We start from the raw sequence: 16,730 nt of genomic DNA, 5'->3' as shown, positions 1-16,730 counted from the left end.
CTATCAACTCTAATCCATACCTTTACAACACCGTAGTCCGTCGAAAACAGTATGGAAAAGTCGCTCACGAAGACACTTGTCTTCCAACTCCAATCCGGTGATGAGCGACTTCTTTCCGAAGCGTACCACGAAGCGCGATGGGTGTTCAACCAGACCATCCAATTAGCGAAAGACGGGGCGGACTGGGACGACATCTCACCACGTCTTGAAGACGAAGCTGACCTTGTGAAGAACACGACGCAACGTATCGTCGCCAAAGCACTCGAAGCACTTCAGCAGTCTTACGACCGCGACGACTACAACACACCCAGTCACGAAAAGACCGGGCCATACCCGTTGCGAATGAACTTCACCGAAGGATACAACCTCACCCTCAAAGACGACAGGATACACTACCGAATCAGTGCCAAACCGTACAACCCCGTGAAAGGCACACTTCGTGGCGCACCAGACAACCTCGAACTCCTCGAACAAGCCCTCGAAAGTGACGAATGGCAAGTAGGAACCGCCGAAGCGATGAAGCGCAACGGCAACCACGAACTCCACGTCAACGTTACTCACCTCGAAGCCACTGTTCAGGACGAAACGGACGCTCAGACCGTCGTTGGTGTGGACATCAACGAGGACTGCGTAGCACTCGCCGCACTTCGTGAAGACGACTTCGTTGATTCGGTGGTCATCGACTACCCTGAAATCAAGCAAGAGCGTCATCGGTACTTCACGATGCGGAAGCGGATGCAAAACGCTGGCCAGACAGCGTTCGACCGCGTGTTCGAGGACAAGGAAGAAAGCTACGTTCACGACAAACTCCACCAAGTCTCCCGACGAATCGTGGAGTGGGTTCAAGAATTCGAGTCGCCGCTCGTTGTGTTTGAAGACCTCAAGCATATGCGAGACTCGATTGATTACGGCACTCGGATGAATCGTCGGTTGCACTCACTACCGTTTCACAAGCTCCGTTCGTTCGTCGCGTACAAAGCGGCGTTCGAAGGGATTCCAAGCGATGACATCGACCCGGCTTACACCAGTCAGATGTGTTCTTTTACTGGGTGTGAGCATACGGCTCGGTCGAATCGTCGGAAGAAACGGTTCAAGTGTAACGCGTGTGGTCGGCAAGACCATGCTGACCGGAACGCGGCAGTAAATATTGCGAAGAAAGGATTGGCATCGTTGAATCGAAATGTGCCTGCTCTCAACACGTTGCCGACTGTTCGGAAACTGCGACGGCAGGCATCGGGCTGTGTGAACCAGCCGACCGTGACCCACCCGACCGTTCGAGGTTATCAGGCCGATGGTCGTGTGGGAGTGTCCGAGTAACCCACGGGAAGCCTCGGGGCTCGACCCCGAGGTGGTTCACTGGAAGACACTGGACATACTGGGGTGGGAGTACAGGGTGATTTTGGAGACAGTAGACACACTGGACACGGTGGTGGGGTCTGGTGTGAGGAAGGGAGACGAAAGCGTGTTTTCGTCAGCAACGTTTGAACGGGTGGTGTCTCTCCGCCACCGCGCTCCAACCGAGGGCCGTGACACTGCACGCTGATTCTACGTCAGCGATGTCGCTGCATGACTGCGTCAACAGCAGCCGTCACCCGTTTCGGTCGTCCCGCATCCGCAACCCGTTCGTAGACCTCGAGCAACTGCTCCGTGGTTCGTTCGATACTGACCTCGCGGACAACCTCCCGGCCGTTCGAGCGCTCCTCACGTTGGAGGACGTCGATCAGCCCGTCGATCAGTTCCTCGTCGCTGGTTGCGATTCGCGACGGCTCGACACCGGCCAGCCGCTCGCTGACGTCGCCGACGTCGGTGGCGACCACGGGTAGATTACAGGCGAGCGCTTCTTTCACCGAGTTCGGCGAGCCCTCGCTGTCGGAGGTCAACAGCAGCGCGTCTGCAGCGTTCATGTAGTCCGAGACGGCGTCGTGGTCGACGCCGTGGACCGTCCGGAGCTCGACCGGTCGCTCGAGTAAGTTATCGACCACAGTGACGATCCGCTCGGCTCGTGGGTGATTCTTGACCGTCCGTTCGGGTGGGTACGGAAAGAGCACCTGGAAGGCGTCGCCGACATCGTCCCAGCCGACGGCCTCGCGGGCGCGATCCTGCGGTTTCGGCTGGAATCGCTCGAGGTCGACGCCGTCGGGGATCACCTGGCAGTCCTGTCCCAGCTCCGTTCGCATCCCTTCGGACATGACGATCACCTCGTCACACAGCGGCGCACACGCGGTGCTGATCGGTTTGACGGGGCCGTGAACGTCTGATCCCCACAGCGACAACACGACTGGCGTCTGACGCTGTGCGACTGCCATCGGTGCCGTCAGCCCGTAGTGGGCGTGGATCAGATCGTACCCGTTGCCTGCCTCGCTGATGACCGACGGGACGGTGCGGAGATAATCGGCCGGACTGCGTGCAGTCTCGGCATCGACCTCGCCAGCCACCGACAGCGTCGAAAACGAGACGCCTCGATCCTCGAGAGCGGCCATCTGCTGTGTCATGAATGGAGCGTCGGCGTGCGTCGTGAGTGTGAGGACGTGCATCTCGAACTGCCGGAGAGACGGGACGGAACCGTTTTGTTATCCGTGCTGCACGCCGCTGGCACCGCAGTCAATCCGGGAATACCTGTCACAACAGTCTGTTAGTTCCCGATCGGCTGTGAGTTTTCTTCTCGTACACGCACATGTAGTGCACTCGAGATCGCGGTTTTCAGCCGTCAGAGGCCGTAGCAATACGATTACAAAGCATCGACGGCAGCTATGTTGACGCGATGCGGATCCTCGTCTTTGCGAACACACCTGCGCACGTCCATCTGTATCGACACACCGTCGACCGGCTCGAGGCCGCGGGCCACGACGTGCTCGTCCTGACCCGAGAGTACGCCTGTACGACCGACTTACTCGAGTTTTTCGGGATGCCGTACCGGATATACGGCACCCACGGGACTGAGAGCTACTCGAAACTCCGGTTTGCCCGTGAGATCGGTGGTCAGTTTGCCACCATCGCTCGCGAGGCACGCCGGTTCGATCCGGACGTCATCTTCGGCCGGGGGCCGTACGCCGCCTATGCTGGGACGCTCACCCGGACGCCGGTCGTGCTCGTGCTCGACGACGAGCCGGGTGATTTCAATCACACCGTCTCTCGCCCGTTTGCAGATACGATTCTCTCGCCGGCAGTCACCCGCCGCGATCTCGGTGACGATCATTACACGTTCGATGGATTCAAAGAGTGTGCGTATCTCCACCCTGATGTGTTCGAGCGGGACGAAAACGTCCGCGAGTTCCTCGGCGTCGATCCGGACGAACCCTACGTTATCGTCCGATTCAACGCGCTCGATGCGCTGCACGACGCTGGTCTCGAAGGGTTCAGTCCGCACCAGCGTCGCGATCTGATCCAACGGCTGAGCGACCACGCGACGGTCTTCGTCTCGGATGAGGGCGGCGAGATGGAGCTTCGCGATTTGCCTGCTCGACCGTACAGTCTCCATCCGGCGTTGATCCACGACGCGATGGCCGAGGCGTCGTTGCTGGTCGCGGATACGGGGACGATGGCGACCGAGGCGGCACTACTTGGGACGCCTGCGTTCCGATATCGTGGCACCGACGACCACGAGTATGGTGAGTTTCAGGAACTCGAGCGCGCTGGGCTTGCCGAGCAGTTCGACGAGTACGCCGCGATTCGTGAGCGCGCACTCGAGATCCTTGCCGACGACGGCGCAGCTGCCCGCTGGCAGCGACGACGCCAGGCATACGTCACTGACCTGGCGAATCTGACCGAGTTGCTGGTCGACGTTGCTGAGTCTCGTGGTGTGATCGATCAGCTCAGCTCGTCGACGCGACAGGCGTTACAACACGAGCACCGCAAACAGACCCAACCGTAGCCCTGTTCGCTGGAATCGATTGGCTGTGATCGACTCCAAGAGCCGGCAGCGGCAAGTCCGGGATGTATCCGCCTCTCGACTGAATCTCCAGTCACACGATGTATCAGGACCTGTTACTCGCAACCGACGGGAGCGAAGGTGCAGACCAGGCAACGGAGCATGCGATCGAACTCGCTTCTCAGCTCGATGCAACCCTGCATATCCTCTCGGTTTCCGAAGACGGCCCCCACAGTTCGGACAAACGCGACAAGATGCGCGCTGATCCGGAAGACGAGTCCGCCCAGGCAGTTGATGAGGCCGAGCAGGCCGTCTCCAGATCCGGACTCGAGTCGACGACGATCGTTCGCCACGGTGTTGCCCAGGAAGAGATCGTTGACGTCGCCGAGACGGAGCCGATCGATATGATCGTGATGGGAACCCATGGCCGCACTGGGCTCGATCATCTGATCGTCGGGAGCGTCGCTGAAGAGGTCGTTCGAAACGCGCCGGTTCCAGTCGTTACTGTTCGAGATCGGGCCTGATCTCGTTGCTCGGCTCGAGTGTGGCGCTTCCGAAGCAGGGTTGGCGGACACAGCTGTGGCCGGTGGTCGATGCCTGTGTGTTCGCTAACTCGTCATGAGCCGGTTGAACCCACCGTAATCTAGTGCTACTCGAGGATACGGAATCGATAATTAACCAGTCAGGGCTGAAACGACTCGTCATCGTGGCTGTTCGTCGCTCGAAATCCAACAGTCGAGCAGTGACTGAGTGGGCCCCCCAGCGGCCGCTGCACCTGCTCGAGCGGCCATGCTCCCGACCGTTGCAACTGGAGGTGGCCACCCAGTGAGCGACGGAGCCGCGACCGCCGTCGGCGACGTGCTTCGGGTGCTCGTCGTCGGTGACTCACGATCGATCGACGCAGCGATGGAGGCGCTCTCCTCGCAACTTGCGTCTATCTCACTTGTCAGAGAGCGAACGCTCTCGAATGCTGTCGACCGGCTCGGACAGCTCGAAATCCACTGTGTCGTCTGTCCGCTCGAGCCAACGGAGGCCGATCCGTCGACACTCGAGGCGCTTCAAGATCAGGCTGGTTCGGTGCCGATCGTCGCCGTAGCGGACAGCGAAACAGTCGACGAAGCGCAACTCGAGCGGGCACTCGAGGCGGGTGCGATCGACGTTATCGAGTCTGATACGCCTCGGCCGCTCGTCGCGACACGGGTTCGGAACGCAGCCGAACGGTTCCGACTCGAGAGCGGTTCCGATCAGTACAGCCAGTCGCTTCTCGAGCGATCCGACGCGCTCGTCTGGGTGCTCGATGAGACGGCTGCTATCGAGTATGCGAGTGCAGCTGTCGAGTCCCGGCTTGGATACACACCGGACGAACTCGAGCGAACGCCGCTTTCCCAGCTCGTCCATCCGGACGATCAGGAACTGGTTGACGACTGTCTCGAGCGCGTTTCGGCGGCCGCGTTCGGGGCGACCGAACGCGTTTCGGTGCGCATCGGCCACGCCGACGGGACGTGGCACGCGTACGAACTGACCGTGGCCAACCGATTTGCGGATCCACTCGTCGACGGGCTCGTGCTCACGCTCTCGGCGGTGCCGGTGGCCGACTCGGCTGACGGTGTTCGAACGGCACTCGATCGACTCGAGGAGCCGTTTTTTACGCTTGGTCCACAGTGGGAGCTTCGCTACGCCAACGAAGCTGCGGCCCAGTTGTTCGTCTCGGAGGGGACCCCAGCGCAGGGAACCGTCGTCTGGGATCTCCTCGATGACTCCGTTCGAAGCCAGTTCTACGAACGCGTTCTCGAGGCGAAGACGACGAACACCACCGTCGAGTTCGAGATCGCCCCTCCTCCCCTCGAGACGCAACTCGCGGTGGCTGTCTATCCCAGCGAGGATGGTGTCACCGTGTCCGCACGCGAGTCGCCGGATTCCGAATCCGTCGCCGTCGATCGGGAGCGGTTCGATCTCCTCGAGTCAGTTGTCGATGCGCTCGAGGACGGACTCATCGTTCTCGAGGGGTCGACGATCCGGTTTGCCAACGCGACACTGTTCGATCTGGCTGCGGGAGAGCCGCTTGTCGGCCGTGCGATCGAGACCGTCTTCGACGACGACCTCGCGGCGGCGGTACGCGAGCGAGCACAGTCACCGGTCGTCAGATGGATGGACCCTGTTTCGGGATCGCTCGTCGTCGGCGCTGCCCGTCGCCCGGTCGACGTGTTCGTCACTCCGCTGTCCGGCGACCAGACACTCTGTGTCGTCCGTGACAGTCGTCGGTCGCCAGCCACTGTCCTGTCGACGCTCCAGCAGGCGATTACGACCATGCGCGATGCCGAGGACCGAACTGCCGTGTTCGAGTCGGCCGTCGAGGCTGCTGTCGCCTGTTCGGAGGCTGACCTCGCTGGCTGGTATCTCACCGAGCCGGATGTTCTCAGACCGGCGGCGATCGCCGTTCGAGACGACACCGAACCTGTCGAGCTTCCACCGATCGAGCGCGCTGGGATCGATCTGCTCGAGCGTCTCGAGACGGAGACCGACGGCGAGGGAATCGTCTTCGACCGATCGGAACTCGAACCAGTGCTCTCTCGAGCCGGTATCCGTGCCGATCGGGTGCTCGCCATCCTTGTCGCTGACCATGGCCTGCTCCTTGCGACCAGTACCGACCCGATGGCGTTCGACGCACTCGAGCAGACCCCTGTCGAGATCGTTTCTCGGGCGGCGACAACTGCACTCGAGTCACTCGAGCGAGAGGCGACGGTCCAGCGCCAACACGGTTCCCTCGAGCGCCTCGAGTCTGCTGCCGATCGCTGTCGACAACTGCACGCGTTCGAACGAACGCTTCTCGCCAGCGACTCCCGCGAGGAGCTCGAACAGCAACTCTGTGAGGCGCTCGTCTCTCTCGAGTTCGACGACCCCCTGGGTTCGATCGATCTGGCCTGGGTCGGCGATGTCGCGACCGGATCCGAGCGAATCACGCCGAGCGCCTGGGCCGGCCGAAACGGCGAACTTCTCGAGTCGGTCTCGATTCCGATGGACAGTGACGTTGAGCCTGCCCATCCAACGGTGACCGCAGCCGAGACGCTCGAGCCGGTAGTTGTCGACGATCTCGAGTCCGGACCAATCGATCAGGCGTGGCGACGACGGGCGCTCGAAGATGGGTTCCGGTCCGTTCTGAGCGTTCCACTCGTTACCGAGGAGTTCTGTTATGGAACACTCACCCTGTATGCAGACCAGCCGTCGACGTTTGACGCCGATCTCCAGCAGCTGTGTACGCATCTTGCGGCGGTCGCCAGCGCCACGATCGCTTCGATCGAACGGAAACGCGCGCTGTTGGCCGACCGCGTCACCGAACTCGAGGTCGTGCTCCGAGACGACACCGAGACGTTGTCGACGATCGCACATCGACTGCAGCGGCGACTCGACGTGCAGGCGGTTATCCCCCGCTCGTCGGGTGGATCGACGGTGTTCTGTACGATCCCGGACATACGTGAGGAAGCGATCGACACTGCCGTAGAGTCGGTGGCTGCGGTCGACTCAGTCCGGTTCATTGGCGACCGTGTCGATGACTCGTTGGTCGAACTCGTCCTCGCCGAGTCGTCCGTCGCGGAGACGCTTGCGGACCACGGTGGGGTGTTACAATCGGTAACGCCAGTTGACGATCGAACTCGGCTCGTGATCGCGCTCTCGAGTACTGTCGACGTCCGATCGTTCGTCCAGATGCTCGAACGAACGCATCCGGGAACGGAGCTGCTCGCTCGCCGCGAGCGAGATCGGTCCGATCGGCCAGCCCGTGCGTTCGACGCCGAACTCCGCAGCCGGCTCTCGGAGCGCCAGTTCCGGACCCTCGAGACAGCGTACTACGGTGGCTTCTTCGACTGGCCCCGCGAGAGCACTGGTGAAGAGATCGCCGATTCGCTCGGTGTCTCCCAGCCGACGTTCAGCCGCCATCTCCGGCTTGCCCAGCAGAAGCTGTTCGAGCTGTTGTTCGATGAGCGCACTCCCGAGCGCAGTGAGTGACCAGTTCGAGCCCGGTAGTTACTGCTTACCATCGACATTCACTCCGAAATCAATTGCTAACCCGCTGTTTCTTTCTGTGTAAAACAGCCAGCATAAACGACGGCTGAATAGGTATAGCGGTGTGCACTTTCGCTCGTTTTCTGTATAGCGTCTACCACCATATGGCCACAGTCGAATCAGACGTTCAATGAGCGAGTCCACGGTAACCGGATATTACAGCGGTCATCCATCTGGATGGCGGATCGATCTGTGAGCATCGAGAGTACGGACGCCAGACGAGAGCCGGGAATTCGATCCCAGGCTGAGGGTGGCATCGTTACTCAACTCCGTCTCGACCACTCGTCGCTATTCTTGCGACCGACCTTGCGTCGCGCACCTGAGGTCACCGTCGAACCAGAATACTGGACGACGCTCGAGACGGGCCGGACGCTCGTCTTCTGTAGTGTCTATGGGAGTTCGTTCGAGAGCTTCGAGACAGCCCTCGAAATGGATCCGACGATCGACGACCCGATCCTCGTCGACCGCTACCCTGACCGGCGCGTCTACCGGGTCGCGCTGACCGATCGGGCGGTATCGTTCATCGCGGAGACGGCAACGGCTGGTGGCCGACTGCTCGACCTCTCGAGTTCGCGCGATGGCTGGCTCGTCCAGCTTCAGTTCCCAAACCGGGACGACCTCGTCTCGTTCAATGACTACTGCCGCGGGCGCGACATTTCGGTGACGGTCGACCATCTACGGCTGTCGGATGACGACGACGACGGCGTCGTTGCCCTGACTGAAAAGCAACAGGAACTGCTCGCTGTCGCTCACGAGGAGGGATACTTCGACGTTCCGCGCGGGATCTCACAGGACGAACTGGCGGATCGATTAGGCGTCTCGAAATCAGCCGTCTCCCAGCGGCTTCGCCGCGCAATCGGCGAACTCTGTGCGTCGACGCTGTGTTGAGGTCGGCTCGACACAGCGCTGACTACATCCCGCTGCCTGCGGCAGATACTGTTCCCTCGCGTGCGTTCGACCGACAATCGGCGGGTCAGAGGGTGGTCTGCTGAGCCGTCGCTACCTGACTGGTGCGTGAAAAGCCGAAGTTCCTTCGTACCACTGCGTCGTCCCGGTAACGCGGTGGATGTGACCGCCGACTGCTGACTGACCGTTTACGCGTCGTCTTCGTCTTCGTCGTCTTTCATCGAACCAAGCTGAGAGACGAGTTCGTCGGTCGAGGCGTCGGATTCGAAGGACAGCTGTCCGTCGTGATCGTTTTTGTGGACGTTGACGGCTTCTACGTCTTCGTCGTCGTCGGCCGTCTGCTGCTGTTGTTCGGATTCGTCGTAGCTACCAAAACCCATATGTTACCTTGATTAGTGAGTCCTAAAGGTGTGCCGGTTCAGTCCGTCTCTGTGGATTCGCTGCATGAGACGGACACTCATCCGGGCTGGCACCCAACGCCGTCTCACTTGAGCCGCAGATACTGGCGGTCGTACTCCGGTTCGCCCTGGCGTGGGTGAATCGTGATGAACGACTCCGGCGGCATCTCAGCCAGCCGTCTCGGCAGATCCTCGAGTTCCTCGTGCCAGCCAACATCGCCACGTCGTGGTGAGATTGCGACGATGAGATCATCGTCGCCGGTTTCGGCCTCGAGCGTCGGAAGGAGCTGCCCCCAGTCGCTGAGTTCGTCGAACTCGGCTGTGGCGTCTTCTTCGACGAGTTCGAATAGCTGTTCGAACTGGTGGGCCGATCCTTCGACGACGATGACGTTCAGCTCCGCACCCAGACTGGCAGCGATCCGTTTGACGATGTGGACGGCTTCGTAGAACCCTTCGTGATGGTCGGCACCGATCGGGACGACCACGAAGATCCGTTTGGTCGTATTGATCGGATGGCCAAGTCGGGAGATTAAAACGGGAAGAGGGGTCCGCTTGAGGACCTGGTCGATGATACTCCCGAAGACCCGGTGGCGGAACGTCTCGGCTGCGTCCCATCCCATGATGATCTGATTGGCTTCGACTTCGACCGACCCCTGTACGACCCCGGACGCGACGTTGTGGTTGACACGTGTCTCGGTTTCGATGGGAACCTCTGCAGCGCTTCCGACCGCAGCGAGCTCCTCGAGTTCGTTGTTGACCTCCGCGACCTGTGTTTCGGTCGACTGCTTGCTGTCGGGCTGGACGACCGTCATCAGGTGAACTGGCTCGGAGCCACGATCACCTTTGATGACGAACGCGAGCTCGAGCAGTCGCTGCTGGAGTTCGGCGTTGTGTGACAGCGGCAACAGGATATTGGGGTCTTTTGTACTGTCGTCTCCCTCACCAGTCTCACGCTCGAGTGCGATCTTCGTCGCTGCCCGTTCGGTTAGCCATGGGCTTAGGAGCGCGGTCACGAGCAATAGTAAGACGACAGCGTTGAGGATTTCTGCGCCGAACAGTCCTTCCTCGAACCCGATAAGCGTAATCGCCAGTGCGGCGGCTGCTTGCCCGGTTGAGAGTCCGAAAATGGCGTTTCGCTCACTGGTGGTATACCCCTGTATTTGAGCGACGAGCCACGCGGCGCTGCCTTTCGTCAGGAGCATGACGACGACGATGAGCGCGGTAAGCTGTAGCGTCTCGGGACCGTCGAGGATCACGCTCGGATCGACGAGCATCCCGACGTGTAACAGGAAAAATGGGATGAAGAAGGCGTTTCCGACGAACTCGACGCGGTTCATCAGCGTCCCACCCTGTGGAATGAGCTGATTTAGCGCCAGCCCGGCGACGAACGCTCCGAGGATGGCGGCGAGATCGAGGAGTTCGGCGAGGCTGGCGGCCGCAAAGATCGCGACCATCACGAACAGGAACTCGAAGTAACTCTCCTCGCTGAAGTTCTGAAAGAACCACCGTGAAATCGGCGGCAAAATAAACCAGGCGCTGCCGAACAGGACGATGATTGCGAAGCCGACCTGAGCAAACAGCCAGATGGTGAGTTCCCCTTCGACGGCACCGGTGACGATTGCGAGAACGACCAGCGCAAGTGTATCAGTAAAGAGAATGCCACCGAAGACGGCAGTGATGGCTCGGTTTTTCGTCACGCCAAGTCGGTTGACGATCGGATACGCGAGCAGCGTGTGCGAGGCAAACACCGACGAGAGCAACAGTGCTGCCCAGATATCGAGTCCGAGAATCGTGTACGTCGCGACAGTCCCCCCGAGAAACGGAATAAAGAAACTTGCAAGTCCAAACAGGGCTGCGTTCTCCGGTGCCTCTTTGAACCCCTGAATGTCGAGTTCGAGCCCCACAGTAAACAGCAGGTAGATCAGTCCGACTTCACCGAGCAGTTCGATCGCCGACGAGTGTTCGACGAATTCGAGCGCACCGGGGCCGATGATCGCACCGAAGACGACGATACCGACGATCCCCGGTTGGCCGAGCCGTTTGGCCAGCAGGGGGCCGACAAGAAAGACCGCCATGGCAACTGTAAAGACCAGCACTGGCTGGTCGAGCGGGACCTCGAGTCCGTCGACGACGAGTGGTGTGATCATCGGTGGATCGAGTCACTCTGTTCGTGACAGTCAATATAGCTGCACTGTCGTGCTGACACCGAGAGGGAGAGCGACAGTTCCGGCAATTTAGGCAGCATTCGGTGAGTTTCGTCTCGGAACAGCGTAATCATCGCGGAAAATGAACGGGTGGGTAATAAAATATCTCATTTGGATCCCTGAATTCGGATACGTGTACAATTCGATTTCACTCGACGGATGCCCGCCGTCTCTGTGTTCGAAGGCGACGCTCCGTCGTGTGTCCAGTGTCTTCAGCTGCAGGGATAGTGAGCCCAGTCACGCACAGTTCATTTCCACGAAATATCGAAAATACGACTCATGCTCCTTTGTCACGCTACTGAACAGAATAGGCGTCGCCGCTCTCAGATTCGTGGCTTTACGACTGTTCCGACTGCACCGCTCAGGGTGAGGAGAGCGCCGCTGACAGCAACTGTGATCGACACACCGATGCGGTCCAGATTAGACTCGCTGTTTGGTGGGTGATACTTTTCGTTCCAACAGACATACTCGCTCGTTGTATGGCCGTTCGGTTGACATACTCCGTTTTGAACCCTCCTTTGAACAATCTTTCGGAGAAATTGTTGCAAAGATTGAACGAGTATTTCAAAAATTGATTCGAATGTAGTACTATCCTGTGAACTGATCGCTACGAATCTCGTTTTGTGACGGTCTGTTACCCGCTAACTACCGCCTCCAGTAGTCCGTCTATAGTAATGACTGCAGACGGGAAGGTCTGTAGTATGTCCGTGCACCGTTTGCCATCTCGAACAGTCGCCACGGACGACCAACTACCTATGGAACAACTCCAACAGTCATGGGCGACCGTTCGATCTCCAGTCCGCGCTCGTCCGAGGTCACGTTCAGAAACTGCCACGTCGTTCCGGGATCCTGTCCCTGAACACGCTCACGGTGGGTGAATTACGATGTGTGGAATTATCGGTCGAGTCGGTGACGGGAACGCCCTCGAACCGCTGCTGACCGGTCTCGAAAATCTCGAATATCGCGGGTACGACTCGGCTGGTGTCGCCGTGCAGAACGGCTCCGGTATCGACATCCAGAAACGATCGGGAAAAGTCGACGAACTGAAAAAATCGATCGGTGACACGCCGCTCGACGGTGAAGTCGGCATCGGGCACACTCGCTGGAGTACCCACGGGCCGCCAACTGATGCGAACGCACACCCGCATACGGACGGCACGGAAGACGTTGCTGTCGTCCACAACGGGATCATCGAGAACTACGTCGAACTCAAATCTCGGCTCGCAGACCACGGCCACGAGTTTACCAGCGACACCGACACCGAAGTCATTCCCCATCTCATCCAGCACTATCTCGACGACGGGATGGACAACGAGTCGGCGTTCCGACGTGCGATCGACGAACTCGAGGGGAGTTACGCCGTCACAGCGATGCTGTCGGGCGAACACGTCCTCTACGCCGCTCGACAGGGGTCGCCACTGGTCGTCGGCATGGAAGACGACGAGTACTTCCTGGCGAGTGACGTCCCAGCGTTCCTCGAGTACACTGACAGCGTGGTCTATCTCGAAGACGGCGACGTCGTCATCGTCGACAACGACGGCGTTGAGTTTACCGATCTCGAAGGCAACCCGGTCGTCCGGGAACCTGAAACGATCGAGTGGGACCCCGAGCAGGCCGGGAAAGGCGAGTACGACCACTTCATGTTGAAAGAGATCCACGAGCAGCCGACGGCGCTGACACAGGCTCTCGAGGGACGGATCGACCCCGAAAACGAGCGAATCGCGCTCTCGGATCTCGATCCGGAGACGTTCACTGACGTTGAGAGTGTCCAGCTCATTGCCTGTGGCACGTCCTATCATGCTGCGCTGTACGGCTCGCTTGCGCTGAATCAGGCCGGAATTCAGTCGACTGCCCTACTTGCAAACGAGTACAGCGTCTCGGCGCCGCCGACTGACGACGACACGCTGGTCATTGCGGTCACTCAGAGTGGCGAGACGGCAGATACGCTGAGCGCACTTCGGCAGGCCAATGCCGAGGGCGCAACGACGGTGACGGTCACGAACGTCGTCGGGTCGACCGCCGCTCGAGAGGCTGATGAGGCCGTGTTTATCCGGGCCGGTCCGGAAATCGGCGTCGCCGCCACGAAGACGTTCTCTTCGCAAGCGGTCATGCTCACGCTGCTCGGCCAGTGTATCGCCGCTGAACAACATGGTGAGCCGCCGGCCGACCTCGGCTCGCTCCTGCCAGAACTGGCCACGATGCCAGATATGCTCGACGACCTGCTCGTAGACTCTGGCGCCGACCTCATCGCCGAGCAGTACGCGGACAGCCAGTCGTACTTCTTTATCGGGCGCGGCCTCGGCTTTTCAGTGGCACTCGAGGGTGCCCTGAAGTTCAAAGAGATCACCTACGAACACGCTGAAGGGTTTGCCTCGGGCGAGCTCAAACACGGGCCACTGGCGCTTGTGACGCCTGACACACCGGTCTTCGCTGTCTTTACCGGCGAGGAAGACGAGAAAACACTCAAAAACGCCGAAGAAGCGCAGACCCGTGGTGCACCGGTGGTCGCAGTCTGTCCCGACGGCCACCGGGCGGTCGACGTCGCCGACGCCCACCTCGAGATTCCCGAGACAGAACCCGCACTCGCTGGGCTACTCGCAAACGTTCAGCTCCAGTTGGTTTCGTACTACGCTGCCGACCTCCTGGATCGGCCGATCGACAAACCGCGTAATCTCGCCAAAAGCGTCACCGTCGAGTAGCCGAACCCGCCACGGCGGCGTCGCTGTGGCCTCCTCAGTTTTGTCGAGCGCGAGTCATCGATTCCAGAGGACCCGGACCACCCCCGTAGACACGAGTCCAGACGGTATCGTCGCCCGTCGACCCATGACCCACACTCGAACGAAGCGGTTTCGTCCTGGAGAGAAACGTCCTGTCGGCTGTCTTTCAAACAGTCTCTCTCCACCGAGACACTCACTTTGAGAGCATATAAAGGGCGACCGTGTCAGTGACGGGCGGTGAACGCAACTCACCACTCGTGTGTCGCTGTGGATTCCCACCCACTGCGTACACACCCGCGTACAGCCAATAAAATGACCTGTTACTGTATGTAAATACGGTATTACTGGCGTGTCGTGCGATAACACTGCTGTTTTTCGAACTCTCATTTTTTGCTGAGAGTTGCGATTTATGGCCAGTTGAATTCGTATTTATCTTGATTATGCTGTCTATAGTAAATAGTGTTCTGTGGCTACGGACTGTTGATGTCGACGGAACCTACCGATACGAAGTGGACACCGATGACGTCCGGCCAGCAAACGAATGCCCCTCGCTGTGTCAACTGTGGAAATCAGGTCACTCGGCAGTTCGCTCGTGTCTTCGGGGACAATCGTGACGTCGTTCACGCCTGTCCTGACTGTGCAACGTACCGTGAGATGAAGACGTCCGATTTCATCCCCAAAGAGCGCCGATAGCTGATTCTCGAGTGCGTGTTCCGTTGTCGTGTCTTCAACCACCGCGCTGCCTGTGATGTGCTGTTACAGACTACTGCTCCGTCTTTAGGCGGCGGTCAGCCCGGCGGCTCAGTGGACCAGTCCACGGCGTGTCGTATCCGGCCGGGTTTTTTCATCGTGGTCACATCGTTCCAAGGGGGTGGCGACGGACGTGGCCTGTTCCTCATCTAGTGGTGAGATGAATCACCTGGGGGTCAGTGACCGATCACAGTCCGCCACGGGGATGTCACCGAGTTCGAGTTGGAATCGTAACGGTTTCGACGACCGAAATCCGCTGGTCGGAGCCGTTTACGGGGTAGAGAACGCCACTCGCCCACAGCCGTGGGCTTGGTCGCATCCCGCTTGTGATCGGGTTAGCGGCTCCCTATATTTCTGAACTGTCTGTATCGTATATATGCGCCACCAGCGTTGGATTCTCCTGATAATGGCTTCAGCATCGTGTCGTCGTCGACGAACCGAGTTGATCGAAACCGTGACTGAGAGACGCCCCCTGGCGACGGAGCTCATCCACACGCTCACACACCGTCCCGTGCGAACCGACGTCACTCGCTGGCGGGGTAACCGATGAGTGCAACCGAACCCGACACCGAAGTCGACGAACCGGACTCGAGTCCGTCACTGACCGATTTGCCGCCGAGTTCGAAACTCGTCTACAAAGTCCTCGAGTACGAGGGTCCGATGACCCAGGAGGAGATCGCCGCGGAGTCACGGCTCTGCTCTCGGACGGTCAGATACGGGCTCGGTAAACTCGAAAACGAGGAACTGGTCACCAGCCGCGTCTCTCTCGAGGATGCCCGGCAGTCGAAGTACCGAATCGTTGACTAATATTTCGGCTACCGGAGTTTCCGATATCGATCGACCAGGAGGTCGAGGCCGAACGAGCCCGACGTGATCTCGTAATGGGTTTCCAAACGTGGGTTGAATTTCGCCTTGTATCGGTTGATGCTCGGGACACCGGCACCGACGAGATCGTACGTCTCGATCCCACTGTGGAGCCCGTCACGCATGACGTGCCAGTCGAGGAGATCGTTGATCGGGAGATCGATCTCGGTATCGGGTTTGACACCGCCTTGCCATCGGTAGCGGGTTGTTTCGGATTCGGCGACCAAGATGCCGCCGACAAACTCGCCGTCCACACGACAGACGTAGGGTCGAATCGCGCCGTCAGGCAACGCTTCGTGGACTGATCGTGCAAACGTCGGACTCAACTGGAACGCCTGCCCCTGATTCTCGTAGCGTTTTGCGACCTGTTCGACGATCCGTTCGACGTCGTCGTTGGTTCCCTCCTCGATGACGTAGGCATCTTCGTCGGCATTCCGAACGTTGTTCCGGGCATCGCTGCTGAACCGTTTCAACAGCGCCTCTTCGTCGCCCTCGAGATCGACGACATAGGTGTAGCCGGGTTCGACGTTGTATCCCGCCCAGGTGAACGGTCGCATGTCGTCGAACTCTGCGGCGACGAACTTCGTATACTGTGGCGAAATCTCCGCTTCGATCCACTCGAGGCTTCCCTCGAGAAACTGTTTCGTTCGTCGATCGGCTTTTCGCTGCTTGAGTTTGTCGACGTTTAACAGCGATGGCCCGAGGTAACACGACCACGAGAACGGTGCCGGTGAGAACGCGCCGGTGATCGGCCCCTTTGTGTATTCGAAGACGGGAAAGAGACCAACGGCTTCCTGTCCTTTGAAGCCGGCCAGTAAGTGAAGCGTCGAATCGGTGTCCTCTGCCTGCAGTCGCAGTGCTTCCGCTCGATGGAACGGATTGGTGCCGTCTGATCGCTCGACGTAGCGGTTCCACTCGTCAGCATCGGCCTGTGGATCGAGTACGGTTACCTCGACACCCATTG

The 16,730-nt window shown here is 59.5% G+C and carries 12 protein-coding genes; 8 read left to right on the top strand and 4 right to left on the bottom strand.

Translation table 11 applies throughout. From position 1 onward, the window contains the following. Window positions 1-51 precede the first annotated feature (51 nt). A complete protein-coding gene (locus tag DV706_RS19705) occupies window positions 52-1,317 on the top strand; it encodes an RNA-guided endonuclease InsQ/TnpB family protein (protein WP_006067293.1) in 1,266 nt (421 codons plus the stop codon). Between the two features lie 233 nt (window positions 1,318-1,550). Here DV706_RS19705 and DV706_RS19700 read toward each other — a convergent pair whose 3' ends face one another. Next, a complete protein-coding gene (locus DV706_RS19700; RefSeq protein WP_006067295.1) occupies window positions 1,551-2,534 on the bottom strand; it encodes a glycosyltransferase in 984 nt (327 codons plus the stop codon). A 227-nt stretch (window positions 2,535-2,761) separates the two neighbouring features. On the opposite strand from DV706_RS19700, the gene DV706_RS19695 reads away from it, so the two are divergent. From DV706_RS19695 to DV706_RS19680, 4 genes are all read left to right on the top strand, one after another. Beyond that, window positions 2,762-3,871 (top strand): DUF354 domain-containing protein, encoded by a 1,110-nt coding sequence (locus DV706_RS19695; RefSeq protein ID WP_006067296.1) that lies wholly within the window; start codon window positions 2,762-2,764, stop codon window positions 3,869-3,871. Window positions 3,872-3,969: 98 nt separating this feature from the next. Further along, window positions 3,970-4,392, top strand: a complete 423-nt coding sequence (locus tag DV706_RS19690) for a universal stress protein (protein WP_006067297.1) — start codon at window positions 3,970-3,972, stop codon at window positions 4,390-4,392. A 265-nt stretch (window positions 4,393-4,657) separates the two neighbouring features. After that, complete coding sequence (locus DV706_RS19685) at window positions 4,658-7,870, top strand: bacterio-opsin activator domain-containing protein (RefSeq protein ID WP_006067298.1); 3,213 nt, start codon at window positions 4,658-4,660, stop codon at window positions 7,868-7,870. A 234-nt stretch (window positions 7,871-8,104) separates the two neighbouring features. After that, the gene (locus DV706_RS19680; RefSeq protein WP_006067299.1) at window positions 8,105-8,815 is read left to right on the top strand and encodes a helix-turn-helix domain-containing protein; all 711 of its coding nucleotides are present in this window, start codon (window positions 8,105-8,107) and stop codon (window positions 8,813-8,815) included. 206 nt (window positions 8,816-9,021) lie between these two features. Here the strand turns inward: DV706_RS19680 and DV706_RS19675 are convergent, their stop codons facing one another. Both DV706_RS19675 and DV706_RS19670 read right to left on the bottom strand, forming a co-directional pair. Further along, window positions 9,022-9,213 carry a DUF5786 family protein gene (locus DV706_RS19675; protein WP_006067300.1) on the bottom strand — a complete coding sequence of 64 codons (192 nt, stop codon included), beginning with the start codon at window positions 9,211-9,213 and terminating at the stop codon, window positions 9,022-9,024. A 104-nt stretch (window positions 9,214-9,317) separates the two neighbouring features. After that, window positions 9,318-11,378 carry a cation:proton antiporter gene (locus DV706_RS19670; protein WP_006067301.1) on the bottom strand — a complete coding sequence of 687 codons (2,061 nt, stop codon included), beginning with the start codon at window positions 11,376-11,378 and terminating at the stop codon, window positions 9,318-9,320. 941 nt (window positions 11,379-12,319) lie between these two features. Here DV706_RS19670 and glmS point away from each other — a divergent pair. The 3 genes from glmS to DV706_RS19655 all read left to right on the top strand — a co-directional run bounded on the left by glmS (window position 12,320) and on the right by DV706_RS19655 (window position 15,709). Then, complete coding sequence (glmS, locus tag DV706_RS19665) at window positions 12,320-14,134, top strand: glutamine--fructose-6-phosphate transaminase (isomerizing) (protein WP_006067302.1); 1,815 nt, start codon at window positions 12,320-12,322, stop codon at window positions 14,132-14,134. Between the two features lie 501 nt (window positions 14,135-14,635). After that, a complete protein-coding gene (locus DV706_RS22165; RefSeq protein ID WP_049889953.1) occupies window positions 14,636-14,845 on the top strand; it encodes a DUF7563 family protein in 210 nt (69 codons plus the stop codon). Between the two features lie 603 nt (window positions 14,846-15,448). Then, window positions 15,449-15,709, top strand: a complete 261-nt coding sequence (locus DV706_RS19655; RefSeq protein WP_006067304.1) for a MarR family transcriptional regulator — start codon at window positions 15,449-15,451, stop codon at window positions 15,707-15,709. A gap of 8 nt (window positions 15,710-15,717) precedes the next feature. Here DV706_RS19655 and DV706_RS19650 read toward each other — a convergent pair whose 3' ends face one another. Beyond that, window positions 15,718-16,728 (bottom strand): lipid II:glycine glycyltransferase FemX, encoded by a 1,011-nt coding sequence (locus tag DV706_RS19650; protein WP_136351000.1) that lies wholly within the window; start codon window positions 16,726-16,728, stop codon window positions 15,718-15,720. Window positions 16,729-16,730 lie beyond the last annotated feature (2 nt).

Source organism: Natronorubrum bangense, from assembly GCF_004799645.1.
GTDB classification, from domain to species: Archaea; Halobacteriota; Halobacteria; order Halobacteriales; family Natrialbaceae; genus Natronorubrum; species Natronorubrum bangense.
Note: the sequence above shows the minus strand (reverse complement) of the source record. Positions and strands in the feature narration are given on the sequence as shown.

Coding starts and splice junctions, on each gene's coding strand:
- DV706_RS19695 (WP_006067296.1), top strand. CDS start 2,762: ATGCGGATCCTCGTCTTTGCGAACACACCTGCGCACGTCCATCTGTAT.
- DV706_RS19700 (WP_006067295.1), bottom strand. CDS start 2,534: ATGCACGTCCTCACACTCACGACGCACGCCGACGCTCCATTCATGACA.
- DV706_RS19690 (WP_006067297.1), top strand. CDS start 3,970: ATGTATCAGGACCTGTTACTCGCAACCGACGGGAGCGAAGGTGCAGAC.
- glmS (WP_006067302.1), top strand. CDS start 12,320: ATGTGTGGAATTATCGGTCGAGTCGGTGACGGGAACGCCCTCGAACCG.
- DV706_RS19680 (WP_006067299.1), top strand. CDS start 8,105: ATGGCGGATCGATCTGTGAGCATCGAGAGTACGGACGCCAGACGAGAG.
- DV706_RS22165 (WP_049889953.1), top strand. CDS start 14,636: ATGTCGACGGAACCTACCGATACGAAGTGGACACCGATGACGTCCGGC.
- DV706_RS19670 (WP_006067301.1), bottom strand. CDS start 11,378: ATGATCACACCACTCGTCGTCGACGGACTCGAGGTCCCGCTCGACCAG.
- DV706_RS19655 (WP_006067304.1), top strand. CDS start 15,449: ATGAGTGCAACCGAACCCGACACCGAAGTCGACGAACCGGACTCGAGT.
- DV706_RS19675 (WP_006067300.1), bottom strand. CDS start 9,213: ATGGGTTTTGGTAGCTACGACGAATCCGAACAACAGCAGCAGACGGCC.
- DV706_RS19650 (WP_136351000.1), bottom strand. CDS start 16,728: ATGGGTGTCGAGGTAACCGTACTCGATCCACAGGCCGATGCTGACGAG.
- DV706_RS19705 (WP_006067293.1), top strand. CDS start 52: ATGGAAAAGTCGCTCACGAAGACACTTGTCTTCCAACTCCAATCCGGT.
- DV706_RS19685 (WP_006067298.1), top strand. CDS start 4,658: ATGCTCCCGACCGTTGCAACTGGAGGTGGCCACCCAGTGAGCGACGGA.